This window comes from Pantoea sp. FN0302 (genome assembly GCF_050113775.1).
GTDB classification, from domain to species: domain Bacteria; phylum Pseudomonadota; class Gammaproteobacteria; order Enterobacterales; family Enterobacteriaceae; genus Mixta; species Mixta alhagi.
On the sequence record NZ_JBNJSM010000005.1, the window covers coordinates 63564 to 84686 of the forward strand.

At 52.3% G+C, this 21123-nt stretch carries 24 protein-coding genes and 2 tRNA genes; 19 read left to right on the forward strand and 7 right to left on the reverse strand.

What is annotated here, in order from left to right:
• Positions 1-2: 2 nt before the first annotated feature.
• Complete coding sequence (locus ACQE32_RS16685) at positions 3-983, reverse strand: calcium/sodium antiporter (protein WP_427022115.1); 981 nt, start codon at positions 981-983, stop codon at positions 3-5.
• A 225-nt stretch (positions 984-1208) separates the two neighbouring features.
• Here ACQE32_RS16685 and mlaF point away from each other — a divergent pair, with 225 nt between their 5' ends.
• From mlaF to murA, 7 genes are all read left to right on the forward strand, one after another.
• Positions 1209-2024, forward strand: a complete 816-nt coding sequence (gene mlaF / locus ACQE32_RS16690) for a phospholipid ABC transporter ATP-binding protein MlaF (RefSeq protein WP_085068317.1) — start codon at positions 1209-1211, stop codon at positions 2022-2024.
• Positions 2025-2028: 4 nt separating this feature from the next.
• Entirely contained in the window at positions 2029-2811 is a 783-nt protein-coding gene (gene mlaE / locus ACQE32_RS16695; protein WP_250651603.1) for a lipid asymmetry maintenance ABC transporter permease subunit MlaE, read from the forward strand.
• A gap of 4 nt (positions 2812-2815) precedes the next feature.
• Entirely contained in the window at positions 2816-3355 is a 540-nt protein-coding gene (gene mlaD, locus ACQE32_RS16700) for an outer membrane lipid asymmetry maintenance protein MlaD (protein WP_426974853.1), read from the forward strand.
• A 12-nt stretch (positions 3356-3367) separates the two neighbouring features.
• Positions 3368-4006 carry a phospholipid-binding protein MlaC gene (gene mlaC / locus ACQE32_RS16705; RefSeq protein ID WP_250651605.1) on the forward strand — a complete coding sequence of 213 codons (639 nt, stop codon included), beginning with the start codon at positions 3368-3370 and terminating at the stop codon, positions 4004-4006.
• The gene (mlaB, locus tag ACQE32_RS16710) at positions 3999-4304 is read left to right on the forward strand and encodes a lipid asymmetry maintenance protein MlaB (RefSeq protein ID WP_250651606.1); all 306 of its coding nucleotides are present in this window, start codon (positions 3999-4001) and stop codon (positions 4302-4304) included. Before mlaC ends, mlaB begins: the two co-directional genes overlap by 8 nt.
• Positions 4305-4421: 117 nt before the next feature.
• Positions 4422-4676 carry a BolA family iron metabolism protein IbaG gene (ibaG, locus tag ACQE32_RS16715; protein ID WP_085068306.1) on the forward strand — a complete coding sequence of 85 codons (255 nt, stop codon included), beginning with the start codon at positions 4422-4424 and terminating at the stop codon, positions 4674-4676.
• A gap of 68 nt (positions 4677-4744) precedes the next feature.
• Entirely contained in the window at positions 4745-6004 is a 1260-nt protein-coding gene (gene murA / locus ACQE32_RS16720; RefSeq protein WP_250651607.1) for a UDP-N-acetylglucosamine 1-carboxyvinyltransferase, read from the forward strand.
• Between the two features lie 86 nt (positions 6005-6090).
• Here murA and ACQE32_RS16725 read toward each other — a convergent pair whose 3' ends face one another.
• Positions 6091-6366, reverse strand: a complete 276-nt coding sequence (locus ACQE32_RS16725; protein ID WP_420851603.1) for a helix-turn-helix domain-containing protein — start codon at positions 6364-6366, stop codon at positions 6091-6093.
• A 282-nt stretch (positions 6367-6648) separates the two neighbouring features.
• A complete protein-coding gene (gene ispB, locus ACQE32_RS16730; protein ID WP_427022116.1) occupies positions 6649-7620 on the reverse strand; it encodes an octaprenyl diphosphate synthase in 972 nt (323 codons plus the stop codon).
• A gap of 257 nt (positions 7621-7877) precedes the next feature.
• On the opposite strand from ispB, the gene rplU reads away from it, so the two are divergent.
• The 3 genes from rplU (at position 7878) to cgtA (ending at position 9844) form a co-directional block, all read left to right on the forward strand.
• A complete protein-coding gene (gene rplU, locus ACQE32_RS16735; protein ID WP_085068300.1) occupies positions 7878-8189 on the forward strand; it encodes a 50S ribosomal protein L21 in 312 nt (103 codons plus the stop codon).
• Between the two features lie 15 nt (positions 8190-8204).
• Complete coding sequence (gene rpmA, locus ACQE32_RS16740; protein WP_038628771.1) at positions 8205-8462, forward strand: 50S ribosomal protein L27; 258 nt, start codon at positions 8205-8207, stop codon at positions 8460-8462.
• 209 nt (positions 8463-8671) lie between these two features.
• Positions 8672-9844 (forward strand): Obg family GTPase CgtA, encoded by a 1173-nt coding sequence (cgtA, locus tag ACQE32_RS16745; protein WP_085068298.1) that lies wholly within the window; start codon positions 8672-8674, stop codon positions 9842-9844.
• A gap of 161 nt (positions 9845-10005) precedes the next feature.
• Here the strand turns inward: cgtA and pmrB are convergent, their stop codons facing one another.
• Genes pmrB through dacB form a run of 3 tightly spaced genes read right to left on the reverse strand, consistent with a single transcriptional unit; the run spans position 10006 to position 13198 of the window.
• Positions 10006-11100 (reverse strand): two-component system sensor histidine kinase PmrB, encoded by a 1095-nt coding sequence (gene pmrB / locus ACQE32_RS16750; protein ID WP_426974850.1) that lies wholly within the window; start codon positions 11098-11100, stop codon positions 10006-10008.
• Positions 11097-11759: a two-component system response regulator PmrA gene (gene pmrA, locus ACQE32_RS16755; RefSeq protein WP_426974849.1), complete on the reverse strand. Its 663-nt coding sequence runs from the start codon at positions 11757-11759 to the stop codon at positions 11097-11099. Before pmrA ends, pmrB begins: the two co-directional genes overlap by 4 nt.
• Before the next feature lie 5 nt (positions 11760-11764).
• Positions 11765-13198: a serine-type D-Ala-D-Ala carboxypeptidase gene (gene dacB / locus ACQE32_RS16760; protein ID WP_426974885.1), complete on the reverse strand. Its 1434-nt coding sequence runs from the start codon at positions 13196-13198 to the stop codon at positions 11765-11767.
• A gap of 250 nt (positions 13199-13448) precedes the next feature.
• On the opposite strand from dacB, the gene greA reads away from it, so the two are divergent.
• Complete coding sequence (greA, locus tag ACQE32_RS16765; protein WP_085068294.1) at positions 13449-13925, forward strand: transcription elongation factor GreA; 477 nt, start codon at positions 13449-13451, stop codon at positions 13923-13925.
• A 225-nt stretch (positions 13926-14150) separates the two neighbouring features.
• On the opposite strand, the gene yhbY is transcribed toward greA, so the two are convergent.
• The gene (yhbY, locus tag ACQE32_RS16770; protein ID WP_085068292.1) at positions 14151-14444 is read right to left on the reverse strand and encodes a ribosome assembly RNA-binding protein YhbY; all 294 of its coding nucleotides are present in this window, start codon (positions 14442-14444) and stop codon (positions 14151-14153) included.
• A 125-nt stretch (positions 14445-14569) separates the two neighbouring features.
• Between yhbY and rlmE the strand changes: the two genes are divergently transcribed.
• From rlmE to rimP, 8 genes are all read left to right on the forward strand, one after another.
• A complete protein-coding gene (rlmE, locus tag ACQE32_RS16775) occupies positions 14570-15199 on the forward strand; it encodes a 23S rRNA (uridine(2552)-2'-O)-methyltransferase RlmE (RefSeq protein WP_085068291.1) in 630 nt (209 codons plus the stop codon).
• 172 nt (positions 15200-15371) lie between these two features.
• Positions 15372-17306: an ATP-dependent zinc metalloprotease FtsH gene (gene ftsH, locus ACQE32_RS16780; RefSeq protein WP_250651612.1), complete on the forward strand. Its 1935-nt coding sequence runs from the start codon at positions 15372-15374 to the stop codon at positions 17304-17306.
• An 81-nt stretch (positions 17307-17387) separates the two neighbouring features.
• Positions 17388-18221: a dihydropteroate synthase gene (folP, locus tag ACQE32_RS16785; protein WP_426974848.1), complete on the forward strand. Its 834-nt coding sequence runs from the start codon at positions 17388-17390 to the stop codon at positions 18219-18221.
• A 7-nt stretch (positions 18222-18228) separates the two neighbouring features.
• On the forward strand, positions 18229-19563 hold the full coding sequence (glmM, locus tag ACQE32_RS16790) for a phosphoglucosamine mutase (protein WP_085068287.1): 1335 nt from the start codon (positions 18229-18231) through the stop codon (positions 19561-19563).
• A gap of 280 nt (positions 19564-19843) precedes the next feature.
• Positions 19844-20173: a preprotein translocase subunit SecG gene (secG, locus tag ACQE32_RS16795; protein WP_085068285.1), complete on the forward strand. Its 330-nt coding sequence runs from the start codon at positions 19844-19846 to the stop codon at positions 20171-20173.
• 47 nt (positions 20174-20220) lie between these two features.
• Positions 20221-20307 (forward strand) — tRNA-Leu (locus tag ACQE32_RS16800).
• Positions 20308-20366: 59 nt separating this feature from the next.
• A tRNA-Met gene (locus ACQE32_RS16805) sits at positions 20367-20443 on the forward strand.
• 210 nt (positions 20444-20653) lie between these two features.
• Entirely contained in the window at positions 20654-21106 is a 453-nt protein-coding gene (gene rimP / locus ACQE32_RS16810; protein ID WP_157130228.1) for a ribosome maturation factor RimP, read from the forward strand.
• Positions 21107-21123: the final 17 nt, after the last annotated feature.

Genomic DNA, 21123 nt, shown 5'->3' on the forward strand with positions numbered 1-21123 from the left:
CTTTATCCGTTGAGACTAAATGGCTGCAGGTAAAGTACGGCTACCCAGGCTATAAAACCGGCCAGTAAAATCGCCCCGGCGCGACGACCAATACGACGGCTGCGCTGTAGGCAAATAAGCATAAACAGGGCGCTGACGCCGAGCATAACCCAGTAATCGCGTTCAAAGGCGGCGCTGTCAAACTCTCCGGGCTGAAGCAGAGCCGGAAGTCCAAGTACAATAGCCAGATTATAAATGTTGGAGCCGATAAGGTTGCCAATGGCTATGTCATCTTCTCCTTTTAATGCGCCTGCGATCACGGTCGCCAGCTCTGGCAGGCTGGTTCCGACGGAGATAATTGTTAGCCCAATCACCAGCTCGCTTACGCCGAAGTAGTCTGCAATCACCGTTGCGTTATCGATTACCATGCGGGTCGACATTGGTAGAATAATCAGCGCAACCGCCAGCCACAGGAAGGCGACCGTGTTGCCTGAATCGTCACGCGGCAGTTCAGCCAGCTGTTCCCGCGTTAACGTATCGCTATTATCCCGTTCGGCCTGGCGGGCGATACGAATAATAAACAGCAGATAGAGCAGGGCAAAGGCGATCAGTGCGACGCCATCAACGCGACTCAACTGGTAGTCACACAGGATGATGCCGCTCAACAAGGTTACCAGCAGCATTAACGGCAGTTCACGCCGTACCAGGTTCGAATGGACCGTAAGGGGATGCAGTAGCGCCGCGCCGCCAAGAATCAGCAAGATATTGGTAATATTGGAACCCATTGCAGTGCCGACGGCCATATCCATCTGCCCATGCGTGGCGGCAGTAAAGGAGACGATCAATTCAGGCAGCGAGGTGCCGATGCCCACAATGGTCATACCGATAATCAGTGGAGGAATGCCCAGCGAACGACAGAGAATGGCGGCACTAAACACTAAACGATCGGCTCCATAGACCAGTAAAACTAAACCGATAACTAACAGTGCAGCGGCTAAAAGCATGAAAAATCCTTGGATCGGTTATACTCGTCGGTTTGCCAGACTCGTCATTTTGCAGGCGATATAAAGAATGGCGATGATTTTGACCGTCTGCGAGCAAAAAGTAAAACGTATGCCGGTTTTCGCTACGAAGAAGCATCCGATTTCTGTAAAACTCGCGGCAATGGTTACTTAGATGCGATTAACATAAATCTTTTGAATCGCCTAAAATGGATAACAGAGGTATCAATGCACCAGCCATCCACGAATCTGGTCGAAGTCCACGGCGTTAGCTTTACCCGTGGTAATCGCACCATTTTCGACAATATCTCGTTAACGGTGCCAAAAGGGAAAGTCACCGCCATCATGGGGCCTTCCGGTATCGGTAAAACGACCCTGCTGCGTCTTATTGGCGGCCAACTGCAGCCAGATGCCGGTGATATCTGGTTCGACGGCGAAAATATTCCTCAACTGTCGCGCTCGCGTCTGTATGAGACACGCAAGCGTATGAGCATGCTGTTTCAGTCCGGAGCGCTGTTTACCGATCTTAATGTTTACGAGAATGTCGCCTGGCCGTTACGGGAGCATACACGCTTGCCCGCGCCGCTGCTGCACAGCACCGTGATGATGAAGCTGGAAGCGGTCGGTCTGCGCGGAGCGGCGAAATTAATGCCCTCAGAGCTTTCGGGCGGGATGGCGCGCCGCGCCGCGCTGGCGCGTGCGATTGCGCTGGAACCGGATCTGATCATGTTCGACGAGCCTTTTGTTGGTCAGGATCCTATTACCATGGGCGTACTGGTTAAGCTGATTGATGAGCTGAATCATTCGCTGGGCATGACCTGTATCGTCGTTTCACATGATGTGCCTGAGGTCTTGAGCATCGCCGATTACGCCTATATTGTGGCAGGGCAAAAAATCATTGCTCAGGGAACAACGCAGGCGCTTCAGGACAATCCTGACGCACGTGTACGCCAGTTCATCGATGGGATTGCTGATGGGCCGGTGCCTTTCCGTTATCCGGCTGGCGACTATTTTGCCGATCTTACCGGTTCAGGGAGTCAATAAACTGATGTTTTTAAATGCGCTGGCGCTACTGGGTCGCCAGGGGATCCAAACCTGTGCTTCGTTTGGCCGTGCCGGTCTGATGCTGTTTCATGCGCTGGCCGGTAAACCGCAGTTTCGCAAACACACCCCGCTGCTGATCAAACAGTTATATAGCGTAGGCGTGATGTCCTTGCTGATCATTTTGGTTTCTGGCCTGTTTATCGGCATGGTGCTGGGGCTGCAGGGGTTTTTGGTGCTAACGACCTATGGCGCTGAAACCAGCCTTGGCATGCTGGTGTCATTATCGCTGCTGCGCGAGCTGGGGCCGGTGGTTACGGCGTTGCTGTTTGCCGGACGCGCCGGTTCGGCGTTAACGGCGGAAATTGGCCTGATGAAAGCGACGGAGCAGCTTTCCAGCATGGAAATGATGGCGGTAGATCCGCTGCGTCGGGTAATCTCACCGCGCTTCTGGGCGGGTTTTATCAGTATGCCGCTATTAACGCTGATTTTTACCGCCGTGGGCATTTGGGGCGGGGCGTTGGTAGGCGTCAGCTGGAAAGGTATCGACCCTGGATTCTTCTGGTCGGCGATGCAGAACGCGGTAGATTTCCGCACCGATATTATTAACTGCCTGATTAAAAGCGCGGTGTTTGCCATTACGGTAACCTGGATTGCGTTATTTAACGGCTACGATGCGATTCCGACCTCTGAAGGGATCAGCCGGGCCACCACGCGTACGGTAGTACATTCCTCACTGGCGGTACTGGGGTTAGATTTTGTGCTGACGGCACTGATGTTTGGGAACTAGGACTATGCAAACAAAAAAAAGTGAAATTGGAGTAGGGGCGTTCATGCTGCTGGCGCTTATCGCCATCCTGTTTCTCTGTCTGCGCGTTGCAGATGTGAAATCGCTGGGCACCGAGCCTACATGGAGGCTCTACGCGACTTTTGACAATATCGGCGGGTTGAAGGTTAGCTCTCCGGTTAAAATTGGCGGCGTGGTGATTGGTCGCGTTACGGATATTACCCTGGATGAGAAATCTCTGTCGCCACGCGTAACCATGGACATTGAAGACAGATATAACCATCTTCCCGATACCAGTTCACTGGCGATTCGTACTCAGGGGCTGCTGGGCGAACAGTATCTGGCGTTAAATGTTGGTTTTGACGATCCTGACATGGGCACGGCTATTCTGAAGGATGGCGATACGCTCCAGGATACGAAATCGGCGCTGGTGCTGGAAGATCTGATTGGTCAGTTTTTGTATAAGAGTGGCGATGGTAATCAAAGCCCTGCGCAGGAACCAAACGCGCCTGCAGCACCGACTTCTGCTAACCCGGAACAACCTTAAGAGGCTACACGTATGTTTAAACGTTTACTGATGGTCGCTATGCTGGTTATCGCGCCGCTGGCGGCAAACGCGGCAGATCAAACCAATCCTTATAAGCTGATGAATGAGGCAGCGGCGAAGACATTCACCCGCCTGAAAAACGAGCAACCGAAAATCAAGCAGGATCCCAATTATCTGCGCGAGATTGTTCGTCAGGAACTGCTGCCTTATGTACAAATTAAATACGCTGGCGCGCTGGTTCTGGGCCGCTACTACCGTGAAGCGACGCCGGCGCAGCGCGAAACCTATTTCAACGCGTTTGGCGATTATCTTGCGCAGGCTTATGGCCAGGCGCTGGCGCTTTATCATGGACAAACGTATCAAATCGCGCCGGAGCAGCCGCTGGGCAACGCGAATATCATTGCCATCCGCGTCAGCATTATCGATCCCAACGGACGGCCCCCGGTTCGCCTTGATTTTCAGTGGCGTAAGAACAGCCGTACCGGCGAATGGCAGGCCTATGACATGATCGCCGAAGGGATCAGTATGATCACCACCAAACAAAATGAGTGGAGCGATATTCTGCGTACCAAAGGCATCGACGGCCTGACGCAGCAGCTGAAAAACTATGCGGCGCAGCCTATTACTCTGGATCAGAAAAATAATGGCTGATCTTCTGAGCTGGCAGGTTGAGGCAAAAACGCTTTACCTTCGCGGGGAGCTTGACCGGGAAACACTGCTCGGCCTGTGGCAGCAGCGCGAAACCGCAATGCAAAAAATTGAGGTTATCGATGTTTCCGGGCTGCAGCGCGTAGACTCGGCCGGTCTGGCGTTACTGGTGCATCTGCGTCAGATAGCGCAACAGCAGGGTGCCAGCCCCGTTTTCAGCGGTATCACGGATAAATTACACTCCCTGATCATGCTGTACAATTTACAGCAGATTATTGTTTCTGCTGAAAATTGCGCCTAATCGCGCTGGATTTTTGTATAAGCCCCTGCACAGTCAGGGGCTTTTTGTTTGTTTAAGATAAATGCGCTTTCAACTAATATGACAGCCTGTTTATCATCAACCGAATGTAAAAAAATCATGGAAAATAGTGAAATTCAGACAGTACTAATGAACGCACTGCCGTTAAAAGAAGTACATGTCAGCGGTGACGGCAGTCATTTTCAGGTTATCGCCGTTGGCGAATTGTTCGCTGAGCTGAGCCGCGTGAAAAAACAGCAGGCGGTCTATGCACCGCTGATGGAATATATCGCTGATAACCGTATTCATGCGGTATCCATCAAAACCTACACCCCTGAAGAGTGGGAACGGGATCGTAAGCTAAACGGTTTTTAAGCTGTTGAGGCGGCTTATGGTCCGCGACTCGATGGCCTTTTAAGTTCTGATAACAGAGAGCAGTTGCAATGGATAAATTTCGTGTACAGGGTCCGACCCGGCTAAGCGGTGAAGTCACCATCTCCGGCGCCAAAAATGCCGCCCTGCCGATCCTGTTCGCCGCTCTGCTGGCTGAAGAGCCGGTGGAGATTCAGAATGTCCCGAAACTAAAGGACATTGATACCACCATGAAGCTGCTCAGCCAGCTGGGTGTAAAAGCGGAGCGCAATGGATCCGTGCATCTTGATGCCAGTAAAGTAGATATTTACTGCGCTCCTTATGAGCTGGTGAAAACCATGCGCGCCTCGATTTGGGCGCTGGGACCGCTGGTAGCGCGTTTTGGCCAGGGGCAGGTCTCTTTACCCGGCGGCTGCGCCATCGGCGCGCGACCGGTTGATTTGCATATTACCGGGCTGGAGCAACTGGGCGCGGAAATCAAGCTGGAAGAGGGCTATGTTAAAGCCTCGGTCAATGGGCGTTTGAAGGGCGCGCACATTGTAATGGATAAAGTTAGCGTTGGCGCGACGGTAACCATTATGTCTGCAGCGACCCTGGCGACCGGCACGACCATCATTGAAAACGCCGCGCGTGAACCGGAAATCGTGGATACCGCGAACTTCCTGAATACCCTGGGCGCAAAAATCAGCGGTGCAGGCGGCGATCGTATTACGATTGAGGGCGTTGAGCGCCTGGGCGGCGGCGTTTACCGCGTGTTGCCTGACCGTATTGAAACGGGAACTTTTCTGGTTGCCGCAGCGATCTCTGGCGGCAAGGTTGTGTGTCATAAAACGCAGCCTGATACGCTGGATGCGGTACTGGCGAAGCTGCGTGAAGCCGGTGCGGAAATCGAAACGGGTGAAGACTGGATCAGCCTTGATATGCACGGTAAACGTCCGAAAGCCGTTAACGTGCGTACCGCACCGCACCCGGGTTTTCCTACCGATATGCAGGCGCAGTTTACCTTGCTAAACCTGGTTGCAGAAGGAACCGGCGTCATTACCGAAACCATTTTCGAAAACCGGTTTATGCATATTCCTGAGCTGATTCGTATGGGCGCGCATGCAGAGATCGAAAGCAATACGGCGATTTGCTACGGCGTAGAGAAGCTGTCTGGTGCGCAGGTGATGGCGACGGATTTACGCGCTTCCGCCAGCCTGGTACTGGCCGGCTGTATTGCTGAAGGAACCACAGTGGTCGATCGTATTTATCATATCGATCGTGGCTATGAGCATATCGAAGATAAGCTGATCGCCATGGGCGCGAAAATCGAACGGGTTAAAGGCGAATAGATCTCGCTGCTGTAGCGCGTTCTGAAGACGTTTTTGTTAAAAACAGCGCCCGATTTCGGGGGCTGTTTTTTTTTACTTAAGCGGGGTCAGGAGCGGGAACGAATCAGCTTCTTACGATCAATCAGCTTCCTGGTTATGGGATCGTAGTAGCGGCTGGGCCAAATTTCCGCAGGATGAACTGCGAGCGCCTCGGCAATTAACCATTCCCCTTTCGGCCATGGACGATTGAGCGCATTAGCCAGCGTTGATGAACTCAGGCCAGCCTGGCGCGATACGGCGGCAAGAGAGGTTCCCTTTTTATGCAGGGCGGCAATGATATCCGCCGTATGCCAGTCTTGCTTTGTTTTATTCACATTACCCATAGCGCACGTCTCCCTATGCTGATTTTTCTTGATGAGAATTACTGGAGTTTTTAAGAAACTTTAAATTAAAAGAGTTAGGGGAAAGAGTATGTTGCTGTTTGCATTTCAAGCTCCATCTTGCCAGAAGGTGGTTTTTTATAGCAAACAGAATCCATTTATTTCCAGTAAATTCCAAATGAAGCGAAAGAAATGTGTTTCTCTTCGCAAAAGCGTGATGGGTGTTTGCAAACGGAAGGAAAAAATAAAGAGCGGGGGAGCGTTAAATAGCGCCCCCGTAACGCATCAGGAGTCGCGCTGTACTGCCATATGAGCCAGCGCTTCCAGCGCACTGCGCCAGGGAGATTCTGGCAACACCTGCAGAGCAGCGATAGCCTTATCCGCTTCCTGTTCGGCACGGTTGCGCGTCCACTCAAGAGAACCGCATTGACGCATCGCCTCCAGTACCGGATCCAGCAAATGGCGACCATTACCCTGTTCAATGGCTTCACGTATCATGGCGGTCTGCTGGGCATTGCCATGGCGCATGGCATGCAGCAACGGTAGGGTAGGTTTACCTTCGCTGAGATCGTCACCAACGTTTTTCCCCAGCGTTTGTCCATCGGCGCTGTAATCAAGCAGATCGTCAATCAGCTGAAAAGCGGTGCCGAGATAGCGACCATAATCCTGTAAACCCTGCTCCTGAATTTCAGTAGCGCCCGCCAGAATCCCGGAAGATTGCGCCGCCGCTTCGAACAGACGCGCCGTTTTGCTGTAAATCACCCGCATATAGCTCTCTTCAGTGATATCAGGATCGTTACAGTTCATTAGCTGCAGCACTTCGCCTTCGGCGATAACGTTTACCGCTTCTGACATCAACGCCAGAATACGCAGTGAACCAAGGCTGGTCATCATTTGAAAGGCGCGAGTGTAAATAAAATCGCCTACCAGCACGCTGGCTGCGTTGCCAAAGGCCGCGTTGGCCGTAGCTTTTCCGCGCCGCATATCAGATTCATCCACCACATCGTCATGCAACAGCGTCGCGGTATGAATAAATTCAATCAGCGCGGCAATAGTCACGTGCTGCTTACCTTCATAGCCGAGCGCGCGCGCCGCAAGAATGGCAATCATAGGACGAATACGCTTTCCGCCGCCGCTGATAATGTAGTAACCCAACTGATTGATGAGCGAAACATCTGAATTCAGCTGTGAGAGGATGGTCTCGTTGACGGCCGCCATATCTGGGGCGGTTAATTCATTAATTTGTTCTAAATTCATCAGTCTGTTCAGCTATTGCTCTGTTCAGCGCCATGTTAAGCGACTTTGCCCATGTCTGTGCCATGTAATGTATTACAGATTGTACTTGAAAAACGAGGCTCTTGAATCCTGAGTATGGCGCTGCGTTTTTTTTCTGCAATCCTTTGCTATGTCCTCTTGTCAACGCAGGGATTTTTGCGTAGAATTCGCGCCCTATTGTGAATATTTATCGCGCCGCCTGACAATTGAAGAAGGTAAGCGCAGAAGCGGAGTTTTATATGTACGCGGTTTTCCAAAGTGGTGGTAAACAACACCGAGTAAGCGAAGGTCAAACCGTTCGCCTGGAAAAGCTGGACATCGCAACCGGCGAAACTATTGAGTTCGATCAGGTTCTGATGATTGCAAATGGTGACGACGTTACAATCGGCGCACCGCTGGTTTCAGGTGGCGTGATCAAAGCAGAAGTTGTTGCTCATGGTCGTGGCGAGAAAATTAAGATCGTTAAGTTTCGTCGTCGTAAACACCATCGTAAGCAGCAGGGCCATCGTCAGTGGTTCACTGATGTGAAAATCACTGGCATCAGCGCCTGAGAGGAGATCTGACAAATGGCACACAAAAAGGCTGGCGGCTCAACACGTAACGGTCGCGACTCAAATGCACAGCGCCTGGGCGTAAAACGTTTCGGCGGTGAATCTGTACTGGCTGGCAACATCATCGTTCGTCAGCGTGGCACCAAGTTCCACGCAGGCACCAACGTTGGTCTTGGCCGTGACCACACTCTGTTTGCTACTGCAAACGGTAAAGTGAAATTCGAAGTTAAAGGCCCGAACAACCGTAAATACGTCAGCATCGTTGCTGAGTAAGGTTGTCGTGCTGCAGGCGGGTTAATCTGCCTGCCAGAGAATGAAAGCCCCGCAGAATATTGCGGGGCTTTTTACATTTTGAGCTTGCCTGATTTGCTGTACAATTTACGTACAGTCTTTCCGCAACGGGTCATCGCTTATGGCCTCGGCGGAATTAAAGCCGCACCGGTTTATCCGGTCGCCAGGTGAATGATTTACGGAGAAGGTAAATGAAGTTTGTTGATGAAGCGACGATTCTGGTCGTTGCAGGTGATGGCGGTAATGGTTGCGTTAGCTTCCGCCGCGAAAAATATATTCCGAAAGGCGGCCCGGACGGCGGCGACGGCGGTGACGGCGGCGATGTCTATCTGCTGGCCGATGAAAACCTTAACACGCTGATCGATTATCGCTTTGAAAAATCTTTCCGCGCCGAGCGTGGACAGAACGGGCAGAGCCGCGACTGTACCGGCAAGCGTGGTAAAGATATCGTGATTAAAGTGCCGGTCGGCACGCGCGTTATCGATCAGGGTACCGGTGAAACGCTGGGCGACCTGACGCGCCATGAGCAAAAGCTGATGGTAGCAAAAGGCGGCTGGCACGGTCTGGGCAACACGCGCTTTAAATCCTCCGTTAACCGTACCCCGCGTCAGAAAACCATGGGTACGCCGGGTGAGAAGCGCGACCTGCAGCTGGAGCTGATGCTTCTGGCCGATGTTGGCATGCTGGGTCTGCCGAACGCCGGTAAATCAACCTTTATCCGCGCGGTGTCTGCCGCCAAGCCAAAAGTGGCTGATTATCCTTTTACCACGCTGGTGCCGAGCCTTGGTGTGGTGCGTATGGATAATGAAAAAAGCTTTGTGGTCGCCGATATTCCGGGCCTGATTGAAGGCGCAGCGGATGGCGCGGGACTGGGCATTCGTTTCCTGAAGCATCTGGAACGCTGCCGTGTTCTGCTGCACCTGATCGATCTGGCGCCAATTGATGAATCCGATCCGGTAGAAAATGCGCGTATCATCCTCGGCGAGCTGAAGAAATACAGTGAAAAACTGTATGACAAGCCGCGCTGGCTGGTCTTCAACAAAGTGGATCTGCTGAGTAAAGAAGAAGCGGAAACGCGTGCGAAGGCCATTGTGGAAGCGCTTGGCTGGGATGAGAAATATTACCTTATCTCTGCCGCCAGTCAGACCGGCGTGAATGCGCTGTGCTGGGATGTGATGTCCTTCCTGATCGCCAATCCCAAAGAGGCGGAACAGGAAGAGAAGAAACCTGAGAAAGCTGAATTCATGTGGGACGATTACCACCGTGAAGCGCTGGAACAGGCAGAAGAAGAAGTAGATGAAGATTGGGATGATGACTGGGACGAAGATGACGACGAAGGTGTCGAAATCATCTATCAGCATTAATCATGCCTGATAACTGCAGCCCGGCTTATCGCCGGGCTTTTTTTGCTGTTTTTATTGCTGCGGGCTTTATGCCTGACGTAGAGAGCATACTGATAAACCCTGCTGTCGTGCAGGGAGTGTGCAAATGATTGAAGGACGTTACCAGTTTGGCGCGCCCGGTATTAGCCTGAGCACTGGCTTGTGCTGGTTTGTCCGCTGCCCTGGTTCAGGATAGCCGGCAACCAGCATTGTGCTTCCAGTCCGGAGCGGTTCTGACGATTGCTTAACTGCATCTTTCCGCCGTGGAGCTGTAAAATTCGCAACACAATATTTAAACCCAGCCCGCTGCCGCCGTAACGCCGATCGCGTCGATGAAACGCCTGAGTAAGTTCTCCCGCGCTCTTTTCATCAATACCGGGACCTTCATCACGAATTGTCAACAGGCTGCCATTATCTTGCGCCTGTAGCTGCAGCGTAATGGGTGAGTGCTCCGGGCTATAGCGGGAAGCGTTTTCCAGTAAGTTACGCACCATCAGGCGCAATAAAACTGCATCACCCTGCACTTTCATATCCTGTTGCGTCCACTCCAGCGTCTGCTGTCGCTGTTGCAGTAATTCGCTCATTTCAGCCTGCAAGGGAAGAAAAATATCCCGCTGCCAGCTCAGCGTTTGATAATGGCCGCTGGCCAGCGCTTGTCCGGCACGTGAAAGCATTAACAGCTGCTCGATGACATGCATCAACTGATCGATACGCGCGACCAGCATGGGCGCCTGCTTGATCTCCTGCTGCGCCATCAGCTCAAGGTGCAGGCGTATCCCTGCCAGCGGCGTGCGTAACTCATGGGCCGCGTCTGCTGTAAATAACCTTTCTTGCTGAAGCGTTTGATTAAGGCGGGCAAGCAGCTGATTCATTGCTCCGGTTACCGCCACGATTTCTTCCATCTCCGAATAGACAGGCAACGGCGAGAGATTATCGGCGGAGCGTTCAGCCAAACTGTTTTGTAAGGCCTTAAGTGGACGAATAACCCAGCTGATCGCCCAGAAAGAGAGAGTTAGCGTAAAGCCGACCATGACTAACGACGGAAGCAGGAGAGAGGCTATCGCTTCACGGATCTCGTTTTCAACATGCTGATTACGTGATTTCGCCGTCAGCGTTTCGTTTACCAGAAAACCGATCTGTTCACGGCTTTCATGCCATAACCAAATGGCGCTCATTAGCTGACAAGTCAGCAAAATAAGCGCCAGCATAATTAACAAACGCCGACGCATACTGTTCATTGACGCTCTTCCAGCCGGTAACCCACGCCGCGTACCGTTTTGATACGATCTTTACCCAACTTGCGGCGCAGATTATGGATATGAACTTCCAGCGCATTCGAGCTGTTATCGTCCTGCCAGCTGTAGATATCCTGCTGTAATGTCTCGCGATGCACGGTTTGACCAATTCGCATCAGCAGCCTGCAAAGCAGAGCGAACTCTTTAGGCGTAACCTCTATTGGCTGATTATTCACCGAGACCTGCAAAGAGGAGAGGTTAAGCGCCAGATCTCCATGCTGGATATGATTGTCACTGTGGCCCTGGTAACGTCTGATGAGCGCCCGTACGCGCGCTTTTAATTCAGCCAGCGCAAAAGGCTTAATCAAATAGTCGTCAGCGCCAGCGTCCAGTCCGTCAACCCGATCCTCCAGCGCATCGCGGGCTGTGAGAATCAATACCGGCAGGTCGATATTTTTTCGACGCCAGCGGCGCAGCAAATCGGTTCCATCCGCATCCGGCAGGCCAAGATCCAGTACGACTAAACTATACTCCCCACTGTGCAGCAGGGCATCCGCCTGAGCCGCTTTATCCGCGCAATCCACGGCATAACCCTCGCTACTTAGCGCGAGGGCGATGCCTTCCTGCAATAGCACATCATCTTCCACAATGAGAATTTTCATGCGCCTCAGTTATTCTGATAGATGTCTTTGTATAGCCGGCTTTCAAAGCGCACTAGCGGCACGCGGCGGATGCGTTTGTCCTCTGGCGGTACGGCATACCCGGACAGGAACTGCACAAATGCCACGCGTTGACCGCTGGCGGTGGTAATAAAGCCGGCCAGGTTATAAACCCCTGACAACGAACCGGTTTTAGCGGAAACTTTGCCATCCACGCCGGCTTCATGCAGACCGCCGCGATAGCGCAACGTGCCATCGTAGCCCGCCAGCGGCAGCATAGAGATAAAGTTCAGTTGCTGATCGTTTTGCGCAATATATTGCAGCACCTGCATCATGGTTGCCGGAGAGATCAGATCGTGACGCGATAGTCCGGATCCATCGACCAGAATACTGTTGCCAAGATCGATATTCGCCTTCTGGCGCAGAACACGGCGCACCGCATCTGAACCGGCACGCCAGGTGCCAGGAACGTTAAAATAGTGACGCCCGATGGTGCGGAAAACCGTATCGGCGATCATATTGTCCGATTTTTTCAGCATCACTTTCAGCAAATCACGCAGCGGCGCGGACTGTGTCTCCGCCAGGAGGGTGCCTGGCTCGGTGACGCGCGTTTGGCGCACCAGATGTCCGGTGTAATCAATACCGGCGTCCTGCAGCATCGCTTTTAAAATGGCTCCGGACCAGGCGGCACCATCCTGAATAGCAAAGGCCAGCGGCAAAGGTTCGCTGCGCTGCGTCATACAGCCGGTGAGTGTAAAGCGATTCAGCTCACCCGGTACGACATCCAGTTCGCAGTAAGGCGCATCGGGCGACCCTTTCGCTAAGGTACGTACCTGGCTGAACATGGTAACCGGATAATAAGACGCTACGCGAATAAAGGCGTTATCGTCGGGACGGTCGGCGCTATACAAGGACACGGAAAAACAGTTTTTATCCACGATAGCAGCGGCAGGCGGCGCGCTAAAGCACTGAGTATTATCGTTCCATGGCCAGCCTGGCGCTTTATCGTGACTGGCGAAGACCGAGGTGTCGATCACCAGATTGCCCTGAATATGGGTAATACCCTGTTTGGTCAGGGCGGTAACCATATTACGTAAATCCTGACGCGAAAGCGTGGGATCGCCGCCAAAGCGGGCAATCAGATCGCCCTGCAGGGTGCCATTATCCACTTTGCCCTGAGTTTCCAGCGTGGTGCGAAAGCGGAAGTCTGGACCCAACTCCAGCAGCGCTGCGAGCGCCGTCACTACTTTCATGGTGCTGGCTGGCAAAGCCATTTGTTTACTGTGATAATCGACCAGCGGCGTTGATGAACCCACTTTTTGTGCCATCAGCGCCAGGTTTGCGCCATCCGGTAAATATTGTGTGTATTCTTCCACGGGTGCTGCCTGAGCTTGCAGCATAAACGCACAGGTTAGTCCGGTAACAAGTCGTGAAAATCGCATAATCTCGCGGTAACTGACGGGTGAAGCCGTCATACTACGGTGCATCGTAGTAGAAAGTAAACGATGACCCATAGGGAACTCTGGGTTAAAATACGTATCAAAATGCAAACCTGAATCCTGACCTGGAGCCTGCTCCGGGTCAGGTTTCTTTTGTTTGCGAATCAGCCGGTAGCGTTGCACAACGCGTCAGGCCGACGACCCAATGGTCAGGACGACAACAAGCAAACAGGACCGATGACGAGGTATTAAAATGAATCAGATTCCGATGACGTTAAGGGGCGCGGAGAAGCTGCGTGAAGAACTCGAAGAGCTGAAGACCGTCAGACGCCCCCGTATTATTGCCTCAATTGCGGAAGCGCGTGAGCATGGCGATCTGAAAGAGAATGCCGAGTATCATGCCGCGCGTGAAGAACAAGGCTTTTGTGAAGGGCGTATTCAGGAGATCGAAGCCAAGCTGTCGAATGCGCAGGTGATCGATGTCACTAAAATCGCTAACAATGGCCGGGTGATTTTTGGCGCGACGGTAACCGTGCTGAATATCGATACTGATGAAGAGTCAACCTATCGTATCGTTGGTGATGATGAGGCGGACTTTAAGCAGAACCTGATTTCCGTAAACTCGCCGATGGCGCGCGGGTTGATTGGTAAAGAAGTGGATGATGTAGTGGTGATTAAAACGCCCGGCGGCGACGTCGAGTATGAAATTCTGAAAGTAGAATATCTTTAATCGCTCTGACGCATCACATAATTGTAAAGAAAGGAAAAAGGCCGCGTTGCGGCCTTTTATCCTGAGCAGGAGCATGGCAACTTCTTCCGGCTGACTATAATCGTTATATTTCAGGCTGCATGTGCATTGGCTTTCCTTGCTCACTTACTCAGTAAGCTTCCAGGATTTGCTGCGTTGCTGCTTTCACGCAACCCGAATTATTTAGCGTATAATCAGCTTGCCCGGTTAGCGCGGCAGGGAGATTTTGCGTTCTTCTGACGGACGGTACAGCACCAGCGTCTTGCCGATAACCTGCACGTTACAGGCCCCCGTTTCACGAACAATGGCTTCTACCATCAGGTTTTTCGTTTCCCGATCTTCGGTAGCGATCTTCACCTTAATCAGTTCGTGATGCGCAAGCGCCTGTTCGATTTCGGCCAGCACGCCTTCGGTCAGGCCATGGTTACCCAGCATAACAACGGGTTTCAGCGGATGGGCCAGACCTTTCAGGTGCTGTTTTTGTTTGGTACTCAGATTCATCGTATATTTTTACTTACATTGGGATTGAAAACGGTACATTCTACCGCCATCTCTGGTATATCACCAAACAGGACATCACTATGTTTGGTTATTTATCGCTACGATGAAGAATAGTTGGAAAAAGTATGACAGGTAAAAAGCGTTCAGCCAGTTCCAGCCGCTGGCTTCAGGAACACTTTAGCGATAAATATGTGCAACAGGCACAGAAAAAGGGGTTGCGTTCGCGCGCCTGGTTTAAACTTGATGAAATACAGCAGGGCGATAAGCTGTTTAAGCCCGGGATGACCGTGGTCGATCTTGGTGCAGCGCCTGGCGGTTGGTCTCAATACGTTGCGACCCAGATTGGCTCAAAGGGACGTATTATCGCTTGTGATCTTTTACCGATGGATCCTATCGTTGGTGTCGATTTCCTTCAGGGCGATTTTCGTGAAGAATCCGTAGTGAAAGCACTATTGGAACGCGTCGGCGAAGAGAAAGTCCAGGTTGTCATGTCCGATATGGCGCCCAATATGAGCGGCACTCCAGCCGTTGATATTCCCCGGTCGATGTATTTAGTGGAGCTGGCACTGGAAATGTGTCGCGATGTACTGGCACCTGGTGGCAGTTTTGTAGTGAAAGTATTTCAGGGAGATGGCTTCGATGAATACCTGCGGGAAATTCGCTCCCTGTTTACGAAAGTGAAAATTCGTAAGCCGGACGCTTCGCGTTCACGTTCACGCGAAGTGTACATTGTAGCGACAGGGCGCAAACTATAGCCAAAATAACTGGAGCCGTGGCAAGGCGTGCATGTCCCGATGAGCTTACGCAGTAAGTGATTTGGGTTAGTGAGCGCAGTCAACACCGCAGCGATTCCAAGTATGGTGGATATATAGTACCCTACGCTGTCTGTTAACACAGTTGTAATAAGAGGTTAATCCCTTGAGTGACATGGCGAAAAACCTGATTCTCTGGTTGGTCATCGCAGTTGTGCTGATGTCTGTTTTCCAGAGCTTTGGGCCCAGCGAGTCGAATGGCCGTAGGGTTGATTATTCAACCTTCCTGTCGGAAGTGAACCAGGATCAGGTCCGCGAGGCACGTATTAACGGGCGTGAAATCAACGTTACCAAAAAAGACAGTAATCGATATACGACCTACATTCCCGTCAACGATCCCAAGTTACTCGATAACCTGTTGACTAAAAATGTAAAAGTTGTCGGTGAACCACCGGAAGAGCCAAGCCTGCTGGCTTCCATCTTCATCTCCTGGTTCCCGATGCTGCTGCTGATTGGTGTCTGGATCTTCTTTATGCGCCAGATGCAGGGCGGGGGTGGCAAAGGCGCGATGTCCTTTGGTAAAAGCAAAGCCCGCATGCTGACGGAAGATCAGATTAAAACCACTTTTGCTGACGTTGCAGGCTGCGATGAAGCAAAAGAAGAAGTGGGCGAGCTGGTAGAATACCTGCGCGAACCCAGCCGCTTCCAAAAACTGGGCGGTAAAATTCCGAAAGGCGTACTGATGGTAGGCCCGCCGGGTACCGGTAAAACGCTGCTGGCGAAAGCGATCGCCGGTGAAGCTAAAGTGCCGTTCTTCACTATCTCAGGTTCTGACTTCGTAGAGATGTTTGTGGGTGTGGGTGCTTCTCGTGTGCGCGATATGTTTGAGCAGGCGAAAAAAGCAGCACCGTGCATCATCTTTATCGATGAGATCGATGCGGTAGGTCGTCAGCGTGGCGCTGGCTTAGGCGGTGGTCACGATGAACGTGAGCAGACGCTGAACCAGATGCTGGTAGAAATGGATGGCTTCGAAGGCAATGAAGGCATCATCGTTATTGCCGCAACCAACCGTCCTGATGTACTGGACCCGGCACTGCTGCGTCCGGGCCGCTTCGACCGTCAGGTTGTTGTTGGTCTGCCAGACGTGCGTGGTCGTGAGCAAATTCTGAAAGTACATATGCGTCGCGTGCCGCTGGCAACCGATATTGATGCCGCGATTATTGCGCGTGGTACGCCTGGCTTCTCCGGTGCCGATCTGGCTAACCTGGTGAATGAGGCCGCTCTGTTTGCCGCTCGTGGTAACAAGCGCGTTGTATCGATGGTGGAGTTCGAAAAAGCGAAAGACAAAATTATGATGGGTGCGGAACGTCGCTCCATGGTAATGACGGAAGCGCAAAAAGAGTCTACCGCCTACCACGAAGCGGGCCATGCCATTATTGGTCGTCTGGTGCCGGAACACGATCCGGTGCACAAGGTGACGATTATTCCGCGTGGACGTGCGCTTGGGGTAACTTTCTTCCTGCCGGAAGGCGATGCGATTAGCGCCAGCCGTCAGAAACTGGAAAGCCAGATTTCTACCCTTTACGGCGGTCGCCTGGCTGAAGAGATCATCTACGGTCCGGAACATGTTTCTACCGGTGCGTCTAACGACATCAAAGTCGCGACGAACCTGGCGCGTAACATGGTGACGCAGTGGGGCTTCTCGGAAAAACTGGGTCCGTTGCTGTATGCGGAAGAAGAGGGCGAGGTTTTCCTTGGTCGTTCGGTGGCTAAAGCGAAACATATGTCTGATGAAACGGCGCGTTTGATCGATCAGGAAGTGAAACTGCTGATTGATAATAATTACGAACGTGCACGTCGCATCCTTAACGAGAACATGGATATCCTGCACTCGATGAAAGATGCGCTAATGAAATATGAAACTATCGATGCGCCGCAAATCGACGATTTGATGGCTCGCCGTGAAGTGCGTCCGCCAGCGGGTTGGGAAGATGCAACTTCCAACTCTAACCATTCGGACAATGACGGTTCGCCAAAAGCGCCGCGTCCGGTTGATGAGCCGCGCACGCCGAACCCAGGTAACACCATGTCTGAGCAGTTTAATAAATAAACGCCCTCAGGCGATAAAAACCCCGGCTGGTCCGGGGTTTTTTGCATCTATCACATGACCAAATATCTTAAGGAGAAAAAGATGAAGTTGTACGCAAGGGATTCCCTACTGGATCTGTCTCATCCCCATGTTATGGGCATTCTTAACGTGACTCCTGATTCTTTCTCCGATGGTGGTCAGCATCATTCACTGGTGGCGGCGCTAACGCATGCCAATGAGATGGTGAACGCAGGCGCGACCATTATTGATGTCGGCGGTGAGTCAACCCGCCCTGGGGCGGATGCGGTAACCACGGAAGAGGAGCTGGAGCGCGTTATTCCGGTGGTCGAGGCGATTGCGCAACGGTTTGAAGTATGGATTTCCGTTGATACCTCAAAGCCTGAAGTTATTCGTGAATCAGCGCGAGTGGGCGCTCACATTATAAATGATGTCCGCTCGTTACGGCTGCCTGGTGCGCTTGAGGCTGCGGCAGAGACCGGCTTACCGGTGTGTCTGATGCATATGCAGGGAGAGCCCGACACCATGCAGGCCGCGCCGCACTACACAAACCTGCTGCAAGAAGTGAACGACTTTTTTGTTGATCATATTGCCCGCTGTGAAGCCGTAGGTATCAAAAAATCGCAGTTGCTACTCGACCCGGGCTTCGGATTCGGTAAGAATCTCAGCCACAATTATCAGCTTCTGGCGCATCTGGCCGATTTCCATGATTTTGGCCTGCCGCTACTGGTGGGAATGTCGCGTAAATCGATGATAGGGCAACTGCTAAACGTAGGGCCTTCTCAGCGTTTAACCGGTAGCCTGGCTTGTGCGGTGATTGCTGCGATGCAGGGTGCGCAGATTATACGCGCGCACGATGTTAAAGAGACCGTAGAAGCAATGCGCGTCGTTGAAGCGACACGTTCAGCGAAGGAATAATAACGCTATGAGTAATCGTAAGTATTTTGGCACCGACGGCATTCGCGGAAAAGTAGGCGAAATGCCTATTACGCCTGATTTTGTGCTTAAGCTGGGCTGGGCTGCAGGAAAGGTGCTGGCGCGTCACGGCTCGAAAAAAATCATTATTGGTAAAGATACGCGTATCTCCGGCTATATGCTGGAGTCGGCGCTGGAGGCAGGTCTGGCCGCTGCCGGCCTGTCTGCTGCGTTCACCGGCCCGATGCCAACACCCGCTATTGCTTATTTAACCCGAACGTTTCGTGCTGAGGCAGGGATCGTAATTTCCGCCTCGCATAATCCGTTTGAGGATAACGGCATCAAGTTCTTCTCTTCTGAAGGCACAAAACTGCCGGACGAAGTTGAGGAAGCGATCGAACAGGAAATGGAAAAGCCGTTAACCTGCGTGGAGTCTGCGTTGCTGGGGCGCGCCAGCCGTATTGTCGATGCCGCTGGCCGTTATATTGAGTTTTGCAAAGGCACGTTCCCCAGCGAATTGAATCTGAACGGCTTGAAAATAGTGGTCGATTGCGCGAATGGCGCCACTTATCACATCGCGCCTAACGTATTGCGTGAACTGGGCGCAACGGTAATCTCGCTTGGCGTACAGCCTGACGGCATGAACATCAACAAAGAGTGCGGCGCGACCGACGTGCGTGCATTGCAGCAGCGCGTTCTTGAATCCAAAGCGGATGTTGGGCTGGCTTTTGACGGCGACGGCGATCGCGTCATGATGGTTGATCATCTGGGCAACAAGGTTGATGGCGATCAGATCCTCTACATCATTGCGCGTGAAGGCCTGCGTCAGGGGCAGCTGCGCGGTGGCGTAGTGGGTACGCTGATGAGTAATATGGGACTTGAACTGGCGTTGAAGCAGCTGGGTATTCCATTCGCGCGCGCCAAAGTCGGCGACCGCTACGTGCTGGAAAAACTACAGGAAAAAGGCTGGCGTCTGGGCGCAGAAAATTCCGGGCATGTCATTCTGCTGGACAAAACCACCACCGGCGACGGCATCGTTGCAGGTTTGCAAGTGCTTACCGCTATGGCGCGTAATCACATGACGTTACACGATCTGTGCAGCGGGATGAAGCTGCTGCCGCAGATCCTGGTCAACGTGCGCTTTAGCGGCACCACAGACCCGCTGGAGAGCGCTGAAGTTAAAGCGGTTACGGCTGAAGTCGAAAAAACGTTAGCGGGGCGTGGACGCGTTCTGCTGCGTAAATCGGGCACTGAGCCGTTAATCCGCGTGATGGTTGAAGGCGAAGATGAGGCGCAGGTTACCGCGCTGGCACATCGTATCGCCGATGCGGTGAAAGCGGCCTGATAGGGCAGTTGCAAACGCACACGCTGTTTTAACGTCCGCTATCGATAATAGGTTCCCTGGCTGACCACCTTTTGTCTGCCAGGGGACCGGTGGTTTCGACGTAAAAAACAGCATGATGGCGCTTTTTTCTGCAATCAGCGTCGCAGGGAAAAATTGCGCTTGCAGATGTTTATGCCTTTGGTTAGTATTCACACCCGCTTCTGATGGGTAATAACAATTATCCCGTCAATTGGTTTGAAGCTTTTGATGTGCGGTGACCGCGCAAGGAAACAGGTTGATTATGTACGAAGCTCTGTTAGTCGTTTTTCTGTTAGTAGCAATTGGCCTTGTTGGTCTGATCATGCTGCAGCAGGGTAAAGGCGCTGATATGGGAGCCTCCTTTGGTGCAGGCGCTTCCGGCACGCTATTTGGTTCTTCCGGTTCTGGTAACTTCATGACCCGTATGACCGCAGTGTTGGCGACCCTGTTCTTCGTTATCAGCCTGATTCTGGGTAACCTGAACAGCAATAAAACTTCCAAAGGAAGCGAGTGGGAAAACCTGACTCAGCCGGCACAGTCGCAGACTGCACCAGCTAAACCGGCAGCGCCGGGCAGCGATATCCCGCAATAAGTATCAAGCTTTCGACGCGGCTCAGGATAAGGTCGCAGTCTTAAAGTGCCGAGGTGGTGGAATTGGTAGACACGCTACCTTGAGGTGGTAGTGCCCGATTGGGCTTACGGGTTCAAGTCCCGTCCTCGGTACCAAATCTCAGTTTTACTTGCATTTTGTGCATGTTCGGCGTAATATTCGCCACGTTTTCGGACGCGGGGTGGAGCAGCCTGGTAGCTCGTCGGGCTCATAACCCGAAGGTCGTCGGTTCAAATCCGGCCCCCGCAACCACTTTCCCTTAGAGTTATTTTTCAAATATACTGTATGTATCTCCGGACGCATCCGCAGCCAATTTTGAAAAAAATTCTTTGGATGGTGTGCCGAGCCGCAGATGCGGCATACAGGGTCCAGTCGCATTAAGCCCCGATTTTTCGGGGTTTTTTGTTATCAGGAATCGCAATACTGGGCTATATGCCCTTTTTTTATGTCTTGGGGGTGGGCTTGTCCACATTAGAGCAGAAATTAACAGAGATGATTTCAGCACCGGTAGAAGCGCTTGGCTACGAACTGGTCGGTATCGAGTTCATTCGTGGTCGCACTTCAACGTTGCGCATCTATATTGATAGTGAAGATGGCATCAATGTTGATGATTGTGCTGATGTCAGCCACCAGGTAAGCGCAGTCATGGATGTGGAAGATCCCATCACCGTGCCTTACAACCTTGAAGTTTCCTCGCCGGGTCTTGAGCGCCCACTATTTACTGCTGAACACTATGCACGATTCACAGGTGAGGAAGTCAGCCTGGTGCTGCGTATGGCCGTCCAGAACCGCCGCAAATGGCAGGGCATCATTAAAGCTGTCGAAGGTGAAATGATTACGGTGACCGTCGAGGGTAAAGATGAAGTGTTCGCGCTGAGCAATATTCAGAAAGCGAACCTGGTCCCCCACTTTTAAAAGTCCGGATTGAGGCT